Origin of the sequence: Pseudomonas sp. P97.38 (genome assembly GCF_001269745.1) — a bacterium.
GTDB classification, from domain to species: Bacteria; Pseudomonadota; Gammaproteobacteria; order Pseudomonadales; family Pseudomonadaceae; genus Aquipseudomonas; species Aquipseudomonas chlororaphis_E.
Window position 1 is genome coordinate 1 of the sequence record NZ_LHVJ01000030.1, and the last position, 16,242, is coordinate 16,242.

General features: G+C 61.9%; 14 protein-coding genes. 5 read left to right on the forward strand and 9 right to left on the reverse strand.

Translation table 11 applies throughout. The annotated features are described in order from the left end of the window. Positions 1-292: 292 nt before the first annotated feature. The 6 genes from cysG to AD664_RS24965 all read right to left on the reverse strand — a co-directional run bounded on the left by cysG (position 293) and on the right by AD664_RS24965 (position 7,912). On the reverse strand, positions 293-1,687 hold the full coding sequence (gene cysG, locus AD664_RS24940; RefSeq protein WP_053150910.1) for a siroheme synthase CysG: 1,395 nt from the start codon (positions 1,685-1,687) through the stop codon (positions 293-295). Beyond that, positions 1,688-2,968, reverse strand: coding sequence for a serine--tRNA ligase (serS, locus tag AD664_RS24945; protein ID WP_053150913.1), 1,281 nt, complete (start codon positions 2,966-2,968; stop codon positions 1,688-1,690). It lies immediately after the preceding gene. A gap of 15 nt (positions 2,969-2,983) precedes the next feature. Next, positions 2,984-3,358 carry a fluoride efflux transporter CrcB gene (gene crcB / locus AD664_RS24950; protein ID WP_053150916.1) on the reverse strand — a complete coding sequence of 125 codons (375 nt, stop codon included), beginning with the start codon at positions 3,356-3,358 and terminating at the stop codon, positions 2,984-2,986. Beyond that, positions 3,355-4,680, reverse strand: a complete 1,326-nt coding sequence (locus tag AD664_RS24955; protein WP_053150920.1) for a replication-associated recombination protein A — start codon at positions 4,678-4,680, stop codon at positions 3,355-3,357. The genes crcB and AD664_RS24955 overlap by 4 nt, the downstream gene beginning before the upstream one ends. A 145-nt stretch (positions 4,681-4,825) precedes the next feature. Then, positions 4,826-5,449 (reverse strand): outer membrane lipoprotein chaperone LolA, encoded by a 624-nt coding sequence (lolA, locus tag AD664_RS24960; protein WP_042731103.1) that lies wholly within the window; start codon positions 5,447-5,449, stop codon positions 4,826-4,828. Between the two features lie 57 nt (positions 5,450-5,506). Next, positions 5,507-7,912, reverse strand: coding sequence for a DNA translocase FtsK (locus AD664_RS24965; protein WP_042731104.1), 2,406 nt, complete (start codon positions 7,910-7,912; stop codon positions 5,507-5,509). A gap of 317 nt (positions 7,913-8,229) precedes the next feature. Here AD664_RS24965 and trxB point away from each other — a divergent pair, with 317 nt between their 5' ends. The 4 genes from trxB to infA all read left to right on the forward strand — a co-directional run bounded on the left by trxB (position 8,230) and on the right by infA (position 11,039). Beyond that, positions 8,230-9,189, forward strand: coding sequence for a thioredoxin-disulfide reductase (gene trxB, locus AD664_RS24970; protein WP_053150923.1), 960 nt, complete (start codon positions 8,230-8,232; stop codon positions 9,187-9,189). Between the two features lie 85 nt (positions 9,190-9,274). After that, on the forward strand, positions 9,275-9,955 hold the full coding sequence (aat, locus tag AD664_RS24975; RefSeq protein WP_053150926.1) for a leucyl/phenylalanyl-tRNA--protein transferase: 681 nt from the start codon (positions 9,275-9,277) through the stop codon (positions 9,953-9,955). A 57-nt stretch (positions 9,956-10,012) separates the two neighbouring features. Then, positions 10,013-10,720: an arginyltransferase gene (locus AD664_RS24980; RefSeq protein ID WP_053150930.1), complete on the forward strand. Its 708-nt coding sequence runs from the start codon at positions 10,013-10,015 to the stop codon at positions 10,718-10,720. Between the two features lie 100 nt (positions 10,721-10,820). Next, on the forward strand, positions 10,821-11,039 hold the full coding sequence (gene infA / locus AD664_RS24985; RefSeq protein WP_002553999.1) for a translation initiation factor IF-1: 219 nt from the start codon (positions 10,821-10,823) through the stop codon (positions 11,037-11,039). 236 nt (positions 11,040-11,275) lie between these two features. Here infA and clpA read toward each other — a convergent pair whose 3' ends face one another. Together clpA and clpS are read right to left on the reverse strand one after the other, a co-directional pair. Next, a complete protein-coding gene (clpA, locus tag AD664_RS24990; protein ID WP_042731108.1) occupies positions 11,276-13,546 on the reverse strand; it encodes an ATP-dependent Clp protease ATP-binding subunit ClpA in 2,271 nt (756 codons plus the stop codon). Between the two features lie 29 nt (positions 13,547-13,575). Then, positions 13,576-13,938, reverse strand: coding sequence for an ATP-dependent Clp protease adapter ClpS (clpS, locus tag AD664_RS24995; protein ID WP_003180089.1), 363 nt, complete (start codon positions 13,936-13,938; stop codon positions 13,576-13,578). A 226-nt stretch (positions 13,939-14,164) separates the two neighbouring features. Here clpS and cspD point away from each other — a divergent pair, with 226 nt between their 5' ends. After that, positions 14,165-14,431 carry a cold shock domain-containing protein CspD gene (gene cspD / locus AD664_RS25000; protein ID WP_053150933.1) on the forward strand — a complete coding sequence of 89 codons (267 nt, stop codon included), beginning with the start codon at positions 14,165-14,167 and terminating at the stop codon, positions 14,429-14,431. Between the two features lie 79 nt (positions 14,432-14,510). Here the strand turns inward: cspD and icd are convergent, their stop codons facing one another. Beyond that, positions 14,511-15,767 (reverse strand): NADP-dependent isocitrate dehydrogenase, encoded by a 1,257-nt coding sequence (icd, locus tag AD664_RS25005; protein WP_042732083.1) that lies wholly within the window; start codon positions 15,765-15,767, stop codon positions 14,511-14,513. Positions 15,768-16,242 lie beyond the last annotated feature (475 nt).

The following is a 16,242-nucleotide window of genomic DNA, read 5'->3' on the forward strand; positions in this document are numbered from 1 at the left end:
CAAACGACGAGATTTGATTTGGATATATCGATACCGACCCAGGAAATCATGGCAAAACCCTCTTACACTCAGAAATGAGAGTGCTCTGGCTTTGCCCACGCTTGTGATTCGAGTGCCGCTCGTACAACTGTTCGGGCTTATGGGCCAGAGTAGAAAGGTAGATGGCAGCTTTGCTCCCACTCGTGCTTCAAGCACCGCGGACTCACAGCTTGCCATCTACCCCTCTCACCCCAGAGTTTATTCCCTTACTCAGACACAAGCGGGCTTGCTCGCGAAGGGCGCGACGCAGTCTTCAGACCTGCCCCTGGGCCCCTTCGAACCACGCCAGCTTCTCGCGCAGTTGCACCACTTCCCCCACGATTACCAGCGTCGGTGCATGCACCTCATGCTCCGCCACCAGCCGCGGCAAGTCTGCCAGGGTGCCGGTGAACACCCGCTGGTTGACCGTCGTGCCCTGCTGGATCAAGGCTGCCGGCGTATCCGCCGCGCGGCCGTGCCTGATCAGCTCGCTGCAGATCATCGGCAAGCCCACCAACCCCATGTAGAACACCAGCGTCTGGGCCGGGGAAACCAGGTCTGCCCACGGCAAGTCGCTGCTGCCATCCTTGAGGTGGCCCGTGATGAAACGCACCGACTGGGCGTAGTCGCGGTGGGTCAACGGAATGCCCGCGTACGCCGCGCAACCACTGGCCGCGGTGATACCCGGCACGACCTGGAACGGGATGCCGTGGGCGGCCAGCTCTTCGATCTCTTCGCCGCCACGACCGAAAATGAACGGATCGCCGCCCTTCAACCGCACCACGCGCTTGCCCTGTCGGGCCAGGTCCACCAGTTGCTGGTTGATCTGGTCCTGGGGCACGGCGTGTTCGGAACGACGCTTGCCCACATAGACCCGCTCGGCATCACGTCGACACAGCTCGAGGATCGCGGGCGCCACCAGGCGGTCGTAGAGCACCACGTCCGCCTGTTGCATCAGCCGCAAGGCGCGGAAGGTCAGCAGGTCCGGATCACCGGGCCCTGCCCCCACCAGGTAGACTTCGCCCGGCGCATGCGGCGCCTGGCCGGCGATCTTCTCGCGCAGCAGACGCTCGGCCTCGGCGCCCTGCCCGGCCAACTGGCGATCGGCGATCGGCCCCTGGAACACGTCTTCCCAGAACGCCCGGCGTTGCTGTACATCCGGGAACAGGCCCTTGACCTGACTGCGAAACCGCGCCGCCAGGCCGGCAAGTTGCCCGTAGGTCGAGGGAATCCAGGTTTCCAGCTTGGCCCGGATCAACCGCGCCAGCACCGGGGCATCACCGCCGCTGGACACCGCGATCACCAGCGGCGAACGGTCGACGATCGCCGGGAAGATCACGCTGCACAGGGCCGGCGCGTCCACCACGTTGACCGGCACGCAGCGCCGATGGGCGTCGGCCGAGACCCGGGCGTTGAGTGCCTCGTCGTCAGTGGCGGCGATGATCAGGCCGCAGCCGTCCAGGTCCGCTTCGAGGTAACCGCGCAGGACGCATTCGCCACCGCTGCCACTCACCAGTTCGCGCAATTGCGGTTCGATTTCGGGTGCGACCACCCGCAACAGCGCACCGGCATCGGCCAGCAGGCGGGACTTGCGCAAGGCAATCTCCCCGCCGCCAACCACCAGCACGCGACTGCCGCGCAGGTTGTGGAACAGTGGCAAATATTCCATTTAGCCGATGACCTCGATACCGCCCATGTACGGCTTCAACACCTCGGGCACACGGATCGAGCCGTCGGCCTGCTGGTAGTTTTCCAGCACGGCCACCAGGGTCCGGCCCACGGCCAGGCCGGAGCCATTGAGGGTGTGCACCAGTTCCGGCTTACCGGTCTCCGGGTTACGGAAACGCGCCTGCATGCGGCGGGCCTGGAAGTCGCCGCAGTTGGAGCACGACGAAATCTCACGGTACTTGTCCTGGCTCGGGATCCACACTTCCAGGTCATAGGTCTTGACCGCGCTGAAGCCCATGTCACCGGTGCACAGCGCCAGGGTGCGATATGGCAGTTCCAGCAATTGCAGGACCTTCTCGGCGTTGGCCGTCAGGCTTTCCAGCGCTTCCATGGACTTGGAAGGCTCGACGATCTGCACCATCTCGACCTTGTCGAACTGGTGCTGGCGGATCATCCCGCGGGTGTCGCGCCCCGATGCCCCGGCTTCGCTGCGGAAGCATGGGGTGTGGGCGACGAACTTGATCGGCAGTTGCTTGGCGTCGACGATCTCGCCGGCCACGATGTTGGTCAGCGACACTTCGGCGGTCGGGATCAGGTAAAGGTCGGCCTCGCCTTCGCGGCCGATCTTGAACAGGTCTTCCTCGAATTTCGGCAACTGGCCGGTGCCTTGCAAAGCCGGCGCCTGGACCAGGTACGGGGTATAGGCTTCCTCGTACCCGTGCTCGGTCACGTGCAGGTTGATCATGAACTGCGCCAGGGCGCGGTGCAGGCGGGCAATCGGCCCACGCAGCAAGGCGAAACGGGCACCGGACAATTTGGCGGCGGTTTCGAAATCCAGCCAGCCGAACTTCTCGCCCAGGGCGACATGGTCCTGTACCACGAAGTCGAAGGTCTTCGGCGTCCCCCAGCGGCGCACTTCGACGTTGCCGTCTTCGTCCTCACCGACCGGCACCGACTCGTGTGGCAGGTTCGGAATGCCCAGCAGGATCGCGTCCAGCTCGGTCTGGATCGCGTCCAGGGCGATCTTGCCGTTGTTGAGTTCGCTGCCCATGTTCTCGACACTGGCCATCAACGGAGCAATATCCTCACCGCGCTGCTTGGCCTGGCCGATGCTCTTGGAAATGGCGTTGCGCTCGGCCTGGAGCTTCTCGGTGGTCGTCTGGACGGTCTTGCGCTGTTCTTCCAGCGCTTCGATGCGCGCGACGTCCAGGACAAAGCCGCGGGACGCCAGGCGGTCCGCTACGTCCTGGAGGTTGCTACGTAACAGTTTGGAATCGAGCATGTCGGTCTCTCGTTATCAAAGTTTGGTCAGGGACAGGCCGACCCAGGTGGCGAGCAGCCCGCCGAATACGCTGATGGCCGCATAGCCCATGGCCAGCGGCACCTGCCCGCTTTCCAGCAGGCGCACCGTATCCAGTGAAAAGGATGAAAAAGTCGTCAGGCCGCCGAGGAAGCCGACGATAAGCCCCGCGCGCACTTCAATGGGCACTTCGGGACGAATCAAAAACAGACCGTATAGAACGCCGATCAGCAGACAGCCCACGATATTAACGGCGAGCGTCGCGGTATAGAAGTACCGGGGCCAATTTGCATTGATCCAATTGCCCGTGGCGAAACGCAACAACGTGCCGGCCACGCCGCCGGCAGACACTGCAAGGATCAGGGGGATCAAGGTTTTCTCCGTTGCCGTGGGCTCAGGCGATCGAGCTGGGCCAGGTGGTTGAGCTTTTCGCCGATCTTCAATTCCAGGCCCCGGGGCACGGGTTCGTAGAACCGCTGGGGTTCGAGGGCCTCAGGGAAATAATCCTCGCCGGCGGCGTAGGCGTCCGGCTCGTCGTGGGCATAGCGGTATTCTTCGCCATAGCCCAGCTGTTTCATGAGCTTGGTCGGCGCATTGCGCAGGTGCAGCGGCACTTCGAGGGAGCCGTGCTCGGTGGCGCTGCGCATCGCGGCCTTGAAGCCCATGTACACCGCGTTGCTCTTGGGCGCGCAAGCCAGGTAGGTGATGGCCTGGGCCACGGCGAGTTCGCCTTCCGGGCTGCCGAGGCGCTCCTGCACATCCCAGGCCGACAGGCACAGGCCCAAGGCCCGCGGGTCGGCGTTGCCGATGTCTTCGCTGGCCATGCGCACCACGCGCCGCGCCAGGTACAGCGGGTCGCAACCGCCGTCGATCATCCGCGCGAACCAGTACAAGGCCGCGTCGGGATTGGAACCGCGGATGGATTTGTGCAGCGCCGAGATCTGGTCGTAGAACGCCTCGCCGCCCTTGTCGAAGCGACGACGGGTATCGCCCAGCAGGCTTTGCAACAGCTCGACGCCGATCTCGCTGTTGTCCTCGGCCAGGTCGGACGCGTTCTCCAGCAAGTTGAGCAACCGCCGGCCATCGCCGTCGGCGGCGGCACACAGGATCTGGAAACCTTCCTCGCCGAGCGTCAGCTGGCGCTTGCCCAGACCGCGCTCCTCGGTCAGCGCCCGATGCACCAGCTTGCGCATCGCCGCCTCGTCGAGGCTCCTGAGCACATAGACCCGCGCCCGCGACAGCAAGGCGTTGTTGAGTTCGAACGAAGGATTCTCGGTGGTCGCGCCGATGAAGATCAGCGTACCGTCCTCGACGTACGGCAGGAACGCGTCCTGCTGGGACTTGTTGAAACGGTGCACTTCGTCGACGAACAGGATCGTACGCTTGCCGTACTGGCCGGCCTGCTGCTTGGCCACTTCCACCGCCTGGCGGATTTCCTTGACCCCGGCCAGCACCGCGGACACCGTCTCGAAATGGGCGTCGGAGACTTCCGCCAGCAACCGCGCCAGGGTGGTCTTGCCCACGCCCGGCGGGCCCCAGAAGATCATCGAGTGCAGGGCCCCCTGCTCCAGGGCCTCGCGCAGCGGCTTGCCGCGGGCGAGCACATGCTCCTGGCCGACGTACTCATCCAGGTTGGTCGCGCGCAGGCGGGCGGCCAATGGCTGGGCAATCGGTGCGCTTCGAAACAGGTCCATCACTGCTTATGCAACCTCACTCGATCCTGTTGCCGGAGACCCGTGTGGGAGCGGGCTTGCCCGCGAAAGCGGCAGGTCAGTCAACATTGATGTTGAATGTTACATCGCATTCGCGGGCAAGCCCGCTCCCACAAGTCGGCTGTGCTTATTCCTGGATGACGTCGGCACCCTTGGGAATGTCGAACTTGAACTTGGACGCGGCGATCGGCTCGTTGGCCTTCACGCCGGTGAACAGGATATTGGTGCGCTGGCCGACGCTGTCGATCAGTTGCATGTCATTGACCAGGCCGTTGCGGAACGACAGGCGCAGGCTGTCGAACAGGCTGTCCTTGGTCTTGGGCTTGAGGGTGAAGTCGATCACGCCGCCCGCTTCCTTGGCACTGATGTCGAAGCTCTGGCTGATCTTGGAAATGTCACCCGACAGCAACAACGCCGGGGTCTGGGTCAGGCGCTGGTCGAGGGTCTTGATGGTGACCTGTTCCAGGTCCGGATCCCACAGGGAGACCTTCTTGCCGTCGGACACCATCAACTGCTCGGCCGGCGCATCGGTGTGCCAGTAGAACAGGCCCGGACGCTGCAGCGCCATGTCGCCGGCGGTTTCCTGCAACTGGGTGCCGCTGCCGTCCAGGGTCAGTTGGGAGAAGCGCGCGGTCAGGGTCTTGGATGTTTCCAACAGCTGGGTCAGGCGGGCCACGTCCTTTTCGTCAGCGTGGGCCGACAAGGTGGTCAGGGCCAGTACGGGCAACAGCAACATGCGAATCAGGCGCATGGGAATCCTCATGAATTCATAGGGGGGCGAGCGGCGTGAAGCACGCCGCTCAGGTCGTTAGTCGCGCATAGGGCCCGGCGCCAGCACTTCGCGCGAGCCGTTGGTGTTCATGGCCGTCACGACCCCGGCCATTTCCATGGCTTCGATCATGCGCGCGGCGCGGTTGTAGCCGATCTTCAACTTGCGCTGAACCGCGGAAATCGAGGCCCGGCGGCTTTCCAGGACGAACTGCACCGCTTCGTCATAGAGCGCGTCGGTTTCAGCATCTTCTTCACCGCCGCCGCTGCCGCCCTCGAAGCCACTGCCGGCTTCCTCGACGCCATTGAGAATGTCGTCGTTGTATTCAGGTGCCCCGCGCAGCTTCCAGGCTTCCACCACGCGATGCACTTCATCGTCGGAAACGAACGCGCCATGGACCCGGATCGGCAGGCTGGTGCCCGGCGGCATGTAGAGCATGTCACCGTGACCGAGCAACTGCTCGGCACCGCCCTGGTCGATGATGGTCCGCGAGTCGATCTTGCTCGACACCTGGAACGCCATGCGGGTCGGGATGTTGGCCTTGATCAGGCCGGTGATCACGTCCACCGACGGCCGCTGGGTCGCCAGGATCAGGTGGATACCGGCGGCACGGGCCTTCTGGGCGATACGGGCGATCAGCTCTTCGACCTTCTTGCCGACGATCATCATCATGTCGGCGAATTCGTCCACGACCACCACGATGGTCGGCAGCTTGTGCAGCAGCGGCGCTTCATCGTGGATGTTTTCGCGGTGGTACAACGGGTCGCTCAGTGGGGTGCCGGCCTCTTCGGCCTCCTTGACCTTGGCATTGAAGCCCGACAGGTTGCGCACGCCCATCTTCGCCATCAGCTTGTAGCGGCGCTCCATCTCGGCGACGCTCCAGCGCAAGGCGTTGGCAGCGTCCTTCATGTCGGTGACCACCGGGCACAGCAAGTGCGGGATGCCTTCGTAGATCGACAATTCGAGCATTTTCGGGTCGATCATGATCAGCTTGGCGTCTTCCGGGCCCGACTTGAACAGGATCGACAGGATCATCGCGTTCACCCCCACCGACTTACCCGAACCGGTGGTACCGGCCACCAGCAGGTGGGGCATCTTCGCCAGGTCGGTGATCACCGGCTTGCCGCCGATGTCGTGGCCCAGGGCCAAGGTGACCGGCGACTTGTGGTTGTCGTACTCGGTGGTCGACAGCACTTCGGAGAAGCGCACGATCTGCCGGTCTTCGTTGGGGATCTCGATGCCCACGGTGGTCTTGCCGGGAATCACTTCCACCACCCGCACGCTGGTCACGGCCAGGGAACGCGCCAGGTCCTTGGCCAGGTTGGCGATGCGGCTGACCTTCACGCCGGCGGCCGGCTGGATCTCGTAGCGGGTAATGACCGGGCCCGGGTGAATCGAATCCACCGAGACCTCGACCCCGAACTCCTTGAGCTTGATCTCCAGCAGATGGCCGACGGCCGCCAGGGATTCGGGGGAATAGTTGAGCTGTTTCTTTTCGGCCGGGTCGAGGATCGAGATCGGCGGCAAGGTGCCTTCCACGGCGCTGTCGACGAACAACGGCACCTGTTTTTCCTTCTGCACGCGCTTGCTCGGCTCCGGCGGCTTGGGCGGGGCCATGCTGATGACCGGCGGCACCTGCTTCTCGCGCTCGGACATGTGCTTGCTCAACGCCTGCTCGCGTTCGATCAGGCGCTCCTTGACCTTGGCCTGCTCGCGCTTGTCCGGCAGCGTCGGGGCCACCACGTCGTGGACGCGGTCGTCGACTTCACGCAGTTGCGCCACCAGTTGCTTGCGCTCGGTGCGCGCCGCCCACCAGCGGTTCATCGCACCCTGGATCAATTCGATCAGGTCGAGGGTGATCTTGCCGGTCACGTCCATGACCTTGAACCACGACAAGTCGGTGAACACCGTCAGGCCGAACAGGAACAGGGCGATGAACAGCAGCGTGCTGCCCTGGATGTTCAGGGCGTTCCTGGCCAGGTCGCCGAGGCTTTCCCCCAGCGCCCCGCCCGCCCCGGCCGGCAAGCCGGTGGGCGCATGGAAATGGATATGGGCCAGCGCAGCGCCCGACAGCACCAGGAACACCAGGCCGATCAGGCGCCAGGAGAACAGCCAGCCGCTCCACTCCCATGGTTCGTGGCGCTGGCGGAAGATCTGGTAGGCCTTGATCGCCAGCAACAGCGGGAAAATGTAGGCGAAATAACCCAGCACCATGAACAGGATGTCGGCGCTGTAAGAGCCGGCCGGCCCGCCGAAGTTCTGCACGTCCTCGATCTTGCTGTTGTGGCTCCAGCCCGGATCGTCCTTGCCGTAGGTCAGCAAGGCCATCATCAGGAACAGGCACAAGGCACCGATCGCGATCAACGCACCTTCCTTGAGCCGGTAGTGCAATTGCTGGCGCCAGAGCGGAACGACTGTTTTAGGTGCTGCGGTGGATTTCTTCAAAACGCTTCTTTTCCTGCGCCAACGGCGCGTCCATCTGTTGAATGACTATAAAAACTGCTCAAGACGAACAGGTAAAAAAGTGAATGTGCACAACCGGTACTACTTTTACCACTGTGAGGTGCATCCAGAAAACCGCAGGTGCTGCCGAAAATTTTGATCTTTAGCCGATCCTGCGCTCAAAACTCAAGCATTGTACGGGTTTGTCGGCCCCAAGGCATCGCCCGGACCCTGGATCCCCACCTGGCCCACAACGGCCTGCACAGGCGTCAATTGGACCATGCATTGTCTTTTGTGACAAAGGCTTATGAGGTGTTTTTATGAACGAAGTGAAGCATTCACGCTTGATCATTCTCGGCTCCGGGCCTGCTGGCTACAGCGCGGCGGTGTACGCCGCCCGGGCCAACCTCAAGCCCGTTGTCATCACCGGCATGCAGGCCGGTGGCCAGCTCACCACCACGGTGGAAGTCGACAACTGGCCGGGCGATGTCGAAGGCCTGACCGGGCCGGTGCTGATGGAGCGCATGCAGCGGCACGCCGAGCGTTTCGACACGCAGATCGTCTACGACCATATCCACATCGCCAAGTTGCAGCAGCGCCCGTTCGAATTGCTCGGCGACAGCGGCACCTACACCTGCGACGCCCTGATCATCGCCACCGGCGCCTCGGCGCAGTACCTGGGGCTGCCATCGGAAGAAAGCTTCGCCGGCAAGGGCGTTTCCGCCTGCGCCACCTGCGACGGTTTTTTCTACCGCAACCAGGTGGTCGCGGTGGTCGGCGGCGGCAACACCGCGGTCGAGGAAGCCCTGTACTTGTCGAACATTGCTCGGGAAGTCCACCTGATCCACCGTCGCGACAAGTTGCGCTCGGAGAAGATCCTGCAAGACAAGCTCTTCGAAAAAGCCGCCAACGGCAATATAAAGCTGCATTGGAACCAGAACCTGGACGAGGTCCTGGGCGATGCCAGCGGCGTGACCGGCGCTCGCCTGCGCCACAGCGAGACCGGCGAAACCAGTACCTTGTCCCTGGCTGGGGTGTTCATTGCCATCGGTCACAAGCCCAACACCGAACTGTTCCAGGGCCAGTTGAACATGCGTGACGGCTACCTGCTCGTGCGCGGCGGCAGCGAGGGCAATGCCACGGCCACCGACATTGAAGGGGTGTTCGCCGCCGGCGACGTCGCCGACCACGTCTATCGCCAGGCCATCACGTCTGCCGGCGCCGGCTGCATGGCCGCGCTCGATGCGGAGAAGTATCTCGATGACATTCCGGCCGTTTGACGGTTAGTCTTGTGGCGAGGACCTGACAGCCCTCGCCACAGTTCATCTGCGCGCGCCCACCCTCCCCTTCTGCAAGCGAATGACAATGCTGACCTGGTTACAACGCAACTCCCTGGATTTCCCACCGCTGGAAAAAGCCATGCGCGACCCCAACGGGCTGCTGGCCGCTGGTGGCGATCTGTCCGCCGACCGCCTGGTCCAGGCCTATCGCCACGGCTGCTTTCCATGGTTCTCCGAGGGCCAGCCGATCCTGTGGTGGTCTCCGGACCCTCGCACGGTGCTGTTTCCCGACGAGCTGCACGTCTCCCGCAGCCTGGGCAAACTGTTGCGCAAGCAACGCTACCAGGTGACGTTCGACCAGGACTTCGCCGCCGTCATCCGGGCCTGCGCCGCGCCACGGGACTACGCCGAAGGCACCTGGATCACCGAGGCCATGCAGAGCGCCTACCTGGAGCTGCATCGGCGCGGCTTCGCCCACTCCGTGGAGGTCTGGGACCAGGGCGCGCTGGTGGGCGGTCTGTACGGCCTGGCAATGGGGCAGCTGTTTTTTGGCGAGTCCATGTTCAGCCGGGCCGACAACACGTCGAAATTCGGCTTCGCCACGCTGGTCCAACACCTCAAGGCCGCCGGCTTCGTGCTGATCGACTGCCAGATGCCCACCGAGCACCTGCACAGCCTGGGCGCCCGGTCGATCCCCCGTGCAACGTTCGCCGGCTACCTTGAGGCGCACCTGGATCAACCCAACCACGCGACCTGGGTTTGCTGAGCGACATTGGCGCTCCTGGCTTACACTTAACCCCATAGCTTATCCCGAGGGTTGATCATGACCGAGTTGGCGCGTTTGAAGTTCTATGCCACTCAGCCCCACTCTTGCAGTTACCTGCCGGATGAGCAGGCCACGACGCTGTTCCTCGACCCCAGCCAGCCAATGGATGTGCACGTCTATGCTGACCTGTCGGAAATGGGCTTTCGTCGCAGCGGCGATCATCTCTACCGGCCCCATTGCCAGCACTGCAACGCCTGCGTCCCGGCGCGCATCCCCGTGGTGCAATTTGCGCCCAATCGCCAGCAGAAACGCATTTTCAAGCGCAACGCCGACCTTCAGGTACGGCCGGCCAAGCCGCAGTTCACCGAGGAATATTTCGACCTGTATCAACGCTACATCGAGCAACGCCATGCCGATGGCGACATGTACCCGCCCAGCCGCGATCAGTTTTCCACCTTCCTGGTGCGCGACCTGCCCTTTTCGCGCTTCTACGAGTTCCGTCTCGACGGACGGTTGGTGGCGATTGCCGTCACCGACCTGCTGCCCAACGGCCTTTCAGCGGTGTACACCTTCTATGAGCCAGAACAAGAGCGACGCAGCCTGGGGCGCTTCGCCATCCTCTGGCAAATCAGCGAAGCCCGGCGCCTGGGGCTCGATGCGGTGTACCTGGGCTACTGGATCAAGAACTGCAAGAAAATGAACTACAAGACCCAATATCGCCCCATTGAACTGCTGATTAACCAGCGCTGGGTTGTCCTGAACTAGAACCCCTTGGCTTGCCCCCCCTTTTTCGGGCACAATGCACGCCGCTTTTGCCTGGCGCAGTTGCACCGGGCCATTCACTGGACACCGAGGGCTTTACTGCATGTCGAAAGAAGACAGCTTCGAAATGGAAGGCACTGTCGTCGACACCCTGCCCAACACCATGTTTCGCGTGGAGTTGGAAAATGGGCACGTCGTAACCGCGCATATCTCCGGCAAGATGCGCAAGAACTACATTCGTATTCTTACCGGTGACAAAGTGCGCGTCGAGCTGACGCCCTATGACTTGAGCAAAGGGCGCATCACTTACCGCGCTCGCTAACAAGTCAATACAAGACGCCCGGCTGATGCCGGGCGTTTTTGTTTGTCCGCGATTTGATAATCACCCGCCTCCCCTGTGGGAGCGGGCTTGCCCGCGAAAGCGGTGGATGAGCTTGCATGGATGTCAAATGAGCAACCACATTCGCGGGCAAGCCCGCTCCCACAGGGGTTGGTGTGCGGTTGCGCGGACAGCAAAAAGGCGCCTTTCGGCGCCTTTTTGCTTGTTACGGGCTTCTATCAGGCCATTTCAGCCGTGGTTTCGAAGTCGAAGGTCAGTTCGCCATCCTTGATGTCGATGTGCACCACACCGCCATGCTCGGACAACTCGCCAAACAGGATCTCCTCCGCCAGCGGACGCTTGATCTTGTCCTGGATCAGGCGAGCCATTGGCCGTGCCCCCATCGTCACATCGTAGCCGCCTTCCGCCAGCCAACTGCGCGCCGCGTCGGTGACTTCCAGCAACACACGCTTGTCTTCGAGCTGCGCCTGAAGCTCGGTGAGGAACTTGTCCACCACGCTCTTGATCACCTCGTGGCTGAGGCGACCAAACTGGATGATGGTATCCAGGCGGTTGCGGAACTCAGGCGTGAAGCTCTTCTTGATCACTTCCATCGCATCGGACGAATGGTCCTGATGGGTGAAACCGATCGAAGCGCGCGCCGCCGTCTCGGCACCGGCGTTGGTGGTCATGATCAGGATCACGTTGCGGAAATCCGCCTTGCGCCCGTTGTTATCGGTCAGCGTGCCGTGGTCCATGACCTGCAGGAGCAGGTTGAAGACTTCCGGGTGGGCCTTCTCGATCTCATCGAGCAGCAACACGCAATGCGGCTGCTTGGTGATGGCCTCGGTCAGCAAGCCGCCCTGGTCGAACCCGACATAGCCCGGAGGCGCACCGATCAGACGCGACACGGTATGGCGCTCCATGTACTCGGACATGTCGAAGCGCACCAGCTCGATGCCCATCGCCTTGGCCAGTTGCCGCGCAGCCTCGGTCTTGCCCACGCCGGTAGGCCCGGCGAACAGGAACGAACCCACCGGCTTGTCCGGCGACTTGAGTCCGGCGCGGGACAGCTTGATGGCCGTCGACAACGAGTCGATAGCCGCGTCCTGACCGAACACCGTCAGCTTCAGGTCACGCTCCAGGTTACGCAGCAGCTCCTTGTCGGAACTGGTGACATGCTTGGGCGGAATCCGCGCGATCTTCGCCACGATGTCCTCGACCTGAGGTACGTCGATGCGCTTGACGCGCTTGTCTACCGGTTGCAGGCGCTGATAGGCACCCGCCTCGTCGATGACGTCGATGGCCTTGTCCGGCATGTGCCGGTCATTGATGTAGCGCGAGGCCAGCTCGGCCGCCGCGCGCAGGGCTTCATCGCTGTACTCGATGTTGTGGTGCAGCTCGAAACGCCCTTTCAGGCCGCGCAGGATACCGATGGTGTCTTCCACCGACGGCTCCGACACGTCGACCTTCTGGAAACGCCGCGCCAGGGCCCGGTCCTTCTCGAAGATGCCGCGGAATTCCTGGAACGTGGTCGAACCGATGCAGCGGATATCACCCGACGACAGCAGCGGCTTGAGCAGGTTGGACGCGTCCATGACCCCACCCGACGCGGCGCCGGCACCGATGATGGTGTGGATTTCGTCGATGAACAGGATCGCCTGCGGACGTTTCTTCAGCTCGCCGAGCAACGCCTTGAAGCGCTTCTCGAAATCACCGCGGTACTTGGTGCCGGCCAGCAAGGCGCCCAGGTCGAGGGAATAGACCACGCTGTTGGCCAGCAGGTCCGGCACCTGATTATCGACGATGCGCTTGGCCAGGCCTTCGGCGATCGCGGTCTTGCCCACGCCCGCCTCGCCCACCAGCAATGGGTTGTTCTTGCGCCGCCGGGCGAGGATCTGCGCCACGCGCTCGACTTCGAGCTCTCGGCCCACGAGCGGGTCGATACGCCCCTGGCGTGCCAGTTCGTTCAGGTTGCTGGCATAGGCATCCAGCGGATTGCCCGAGGAAGAAGACTCACCGCCCTCGTCGTCCTGCATATCCTGCTCACCCTCGGAATGATCGCCATGCCCCGGCACCTTGGAGATGCCATGGGCGATGTAGTTGACGACATCGATACGTGCAACGCTCTGTTGCTTGAGCAGGAATACGGCCTGGCTTTCCTGCTCGCTGAAGATCGCAACCAGCACGTTGGCGCCGGTGACTTCACGCTTGCCCGAGCTCTGTACATGAAAGACAGCACGCTGCAGGACACGCTGGAAGCCCAGGGTTGGCTGGGTTTCCCGATCCTCGTCATGAACGGGGATCAAGGGCGTGGTGGAGTCGATGAACTCCTGCAGGTCATGCTTGAGTTTATCGAGGTTCGCGCCGCAGGCACGCAATACGGTGGCGGCAGCCTCGTTATCCAATAGGGCCAGCAGCAGGTGCTCGACGGTCATGAATTCATGACGCTTCGAACGAGCCTCCTTGAAGGCAAGATTGAGGGTGACTTCGAGCTCGCGGTTTAACATAGCTTCACCTCATACCCAAGTGGTCGGCGTTAACCGTCCTTCTCGATTTCACAGAGTAGCGGATGCTGGCTTTCCCGGGCGTACTGGTTGACCTGCATGGCCTTTGTCTCGGCGATGTCGCGGGTAAACACTCCACATACTGCCCGTCCCTCTGTATGAACGGCCAGCATGACCTTGGTCGCCAGCTCGCGATTCAGGTTAAAAAACACCTCGAGCACTTCGACGACGAAATCCATCGGTGTGTAGTCATCGTTGAACAAAACCACCTTGTACATCGGTGGCGCCTGTAATGCAGGCTTTGCCTCCTGAACAGCAATGCCTGCGGAATCGTCGTCGTGTAGATCCGGGCGATCCTGATTGAATGTTAGTCGAATCTGGCTGACTGCATGCATGGAAAGAAAGGTTCGTTTAGTTGGCGAATACAGTGATGGGGGCGCTTTTGGGCGATTTCAACCACGACCACCCGGCCACCTTGACTATCGGCAAAACGGTGTTACAACCAATAGAGCCCATCGTGGGTTAAAAAGGTCCGTGGCATCTACCCTGTTTTCAAGATTAGCCTGCGGATGGACGGGATGATACTCCAGTGATGGAGTGCGTTGCAGAGGGATATGGTTTATGTCGGCTGTCAAGATGAGTGGCAAGGTGAAATGGTTCAACAATGCCAAGGGCTACGGATTCATTATCGCAGCCGGCCGGGATGAAGACCTTTTCGCCCATTACTCGGCAATCAACATGGAAGGCTATAAGACCCTGAAGGCTGGACAGCCTGTGACGTTCGAAGTCATCCAGGGACCCAAGGGCCTACACGCGGTCAACATCAAGGTGGACTGCGTCGAAGACACCGCCGCCCCCGCTCCCGCCAGGGCCGTCGAGACGCTTTGATCGACAACCGCCCCGGCCGAACGAAAAATGCCCGGCTCGATCGACTCGAGCCGGGCATTCGCGTTGGGCGCCGATCCGCTTACATGTGCGAGATCAGGGCATCGCCGAAGCCCGAAGACGACACCAGCTTGGCACCATCCATCAGGCGTTCGAAGTCATAGGTCACGGTCTTGGCCGAAATCGCGCCGTTGGTGCCCTTGATGATCAGGTCGGCCGCCTCGGTCCACCCCATGTGACGCAGCATCATTTCAGCCGACAGGATCAGCGACCCCGGGTTGACCTGGTCCTTGCCCGCATACTTGGGCGCAGTACCGTGGGTGGCTTCGAACATCGCCACGGTGTCGGACAGGTTGGCACCTGGCGCGATACCGATCCCGCCCACTTCCGCCGCCAGGGCGTCGGAAAGGTAGTCACCGTTGAGGTTCAACGTCGCAATCACGTCGTATTCGGCCGGACGCAGCAGGATCTGCTGGAGCATCGCATCGGCGATGGCATCCTTGACGATCACGTTCTTGCCGGTCTTCGGGTTCTTGAACTGCATCCAAGGGCCGCCGTCGAGCAGCGTCGCGCCGAACTCCTCGGCCGCCACTTCGTAGGCCCATTCCTTGAAGGCACCTTCGGTGAACTTCATGATGTTGCCTTTGTGCACGATGGTCAGCGAGTCGCGGTCATTGTCGACGACATATTGCAAGGCCTTGCGCGCCAGGCGCTGGGTGCCCTGCTTGGACACCGGCTTGACGCCAATGCCGCAGTTTTCGTCGAAACGGATCTTGGTCACGCCCATTTCTTCTTTCAGGAACTTGATGACCTTGGTGGCTTCGGCCGAGCCGGCCTTCCACTCGATGCCCGCGTAGATGTCTTCGGAGTTCTCGCGAAAGATCGTCATGTCCACGTCGCCCGGCTTCTTGACCGGACTCGGCACGCCTTCGAACCAGCGCACCGGGCGCAGGCACACATACAGGTCGAGTTGCTGGCGCAGGGCCACGTTGAGCGAACGGATGCCGCCACCGACCGGCGTGGTCAGCGGGCCCTTGATGGACACCACGTAATCCTTGACCGCATCCAGGGTTTCCTGGGGCAGCCAGGTGTCCTGGTCGTAGACCTGGGTGGCCTTCTCGCCGGCATAGACCTCCATCCAGGAAATCTTGCGCTTGCCGCCGTAGGCCTTCTGCACCGCAGCGTCCACAACCTTGATCATGACCGGACTGATATCGACGCCAATGCCGTCGCCTTCGATGAAGGGGATGATCGGGTTGTCGGGAACATTAAGAGAATGGTCTGCATTGACGGTAATTTTGTCACCGACGGCTGGAACCTGAATCTTTTGATACCCCATGCTGAACTCCATTGCTTGGATTGAACATCTGGCTGCATTCGAGCGTAACCCAGTTGTATCGGCACGCAAACCCTACGTTCGACTCATCCGGCACAAAGCGCTGCAGTTGGCCGCGTACAAGCCTGAAAACCAAGGGAAAAGCGCCAAACATGAGCATAGTCCGACTGCCCACGCCTGCGACGTTTAGACCAATGGACGTGTACGGAAGTCTATGAAGCATCGGCAGATTGCCAGCTACCTATGTATAATGCCGCCGCTGACCACAGGGTCACGACGGCCGGACGCTTGCGCTTGAGAAGAAAAAGCCAGGATTTTCCGCCAGTTACGAAGCCGGACCGTTACCGCGGCTCCACCGCTTGACGCTCGACTGATGCACCCAACATCACCGCGAAGAAACCTCGACATTCGGCTCACGGATGACTTTGAACGAACGCGCTTACCCGGCGCCCCTCGAGTTTCTGCGCATGCTTTAGCA

Excerpts from the sequence above, each read along its gene's own strand:
- AD664_RS24980 (WP_053150930.1), top strand. The coding sequence starts at position 10,013 with ATGACCGAGTTGGCGCGTTTGAAGTTCTATGCCACTCAGCCCCACTCT.
- cysG (WP_053150910.1), bottom strand. The coding sequence starts at position 1,687 with ATGGAATATTTGCCACTGTTCCACAACCTGCGCGGCAGTCGCGTGCTG.
- clpS (WP_003180089.1), bottom strand. The coding sequence starts at position 13,938 with ATGCATGCAGTCAGCCAGATTCGACTAACATTCAATCAGGATCGCCCG.
- trxB (WP_053150923.1), top strand. The coding sequence starts at position 8,230 with ATGAACGAAGTGAAGCATTCACGCTTGATCATTCTCGGCTCCGGGCCT.
- icd (WP_042732083.1), bottom strand. The coding sequence starts at position 15,767 with ATGGGGTATCAAAAGATTCAGGTTCCAGCCGTCGGTGACAAAATTACC.
- infA (WP_002553999.1), top strand. The coding sequence starts at position 10,821 with ATGTCGAAAGAAGACAGCTTCGAAATGGAAGGCACTGTCGTCGACACC.
- lolA (WP_042731103.1), bottom strand. The coding sequence starts at position 5,449 with ATGCGCCTGATTCGCATGTTGCTGTTGCCCGTACTGGCCCTGACCACC.
- aat (WP_053150926.1), top strand. The coding sequence starts at position 9,275 with ATGCTGACCTGGTTACAACGCAACTCCCTGGATTTCCCACCGCTGGAA.
- AD664_RS24955 (WP_053150920.1), bottom strand. The coding sequence starts at position 4,680 with ATGGACCTGTTTCGAAGCGCACCGATTGCCCAGCCATTGGCCGCCCGC.
- clpA (WP_042731108.1), bottom strand. The coding sequence starts at position 13,546 with ATGTTAAACCGCGAGCTCGAAGTCACCCTCAATCTTGCCTTCAAGGAG.
- serS (WP_053150913.1), bottom strand. The coding sequence starts at position 2,968 with ATGCTCGATTCCAAACTGTTACGTAGCAACCTCCAGGACGTAGCGGAC.
- cspD (WP_053150933.1), top strand. The coding sequence starts at position 14,165 with ATGTCGGCTGTCAAGATGAGTGGCAAGGTGAAATGGTTCAACAATGCC.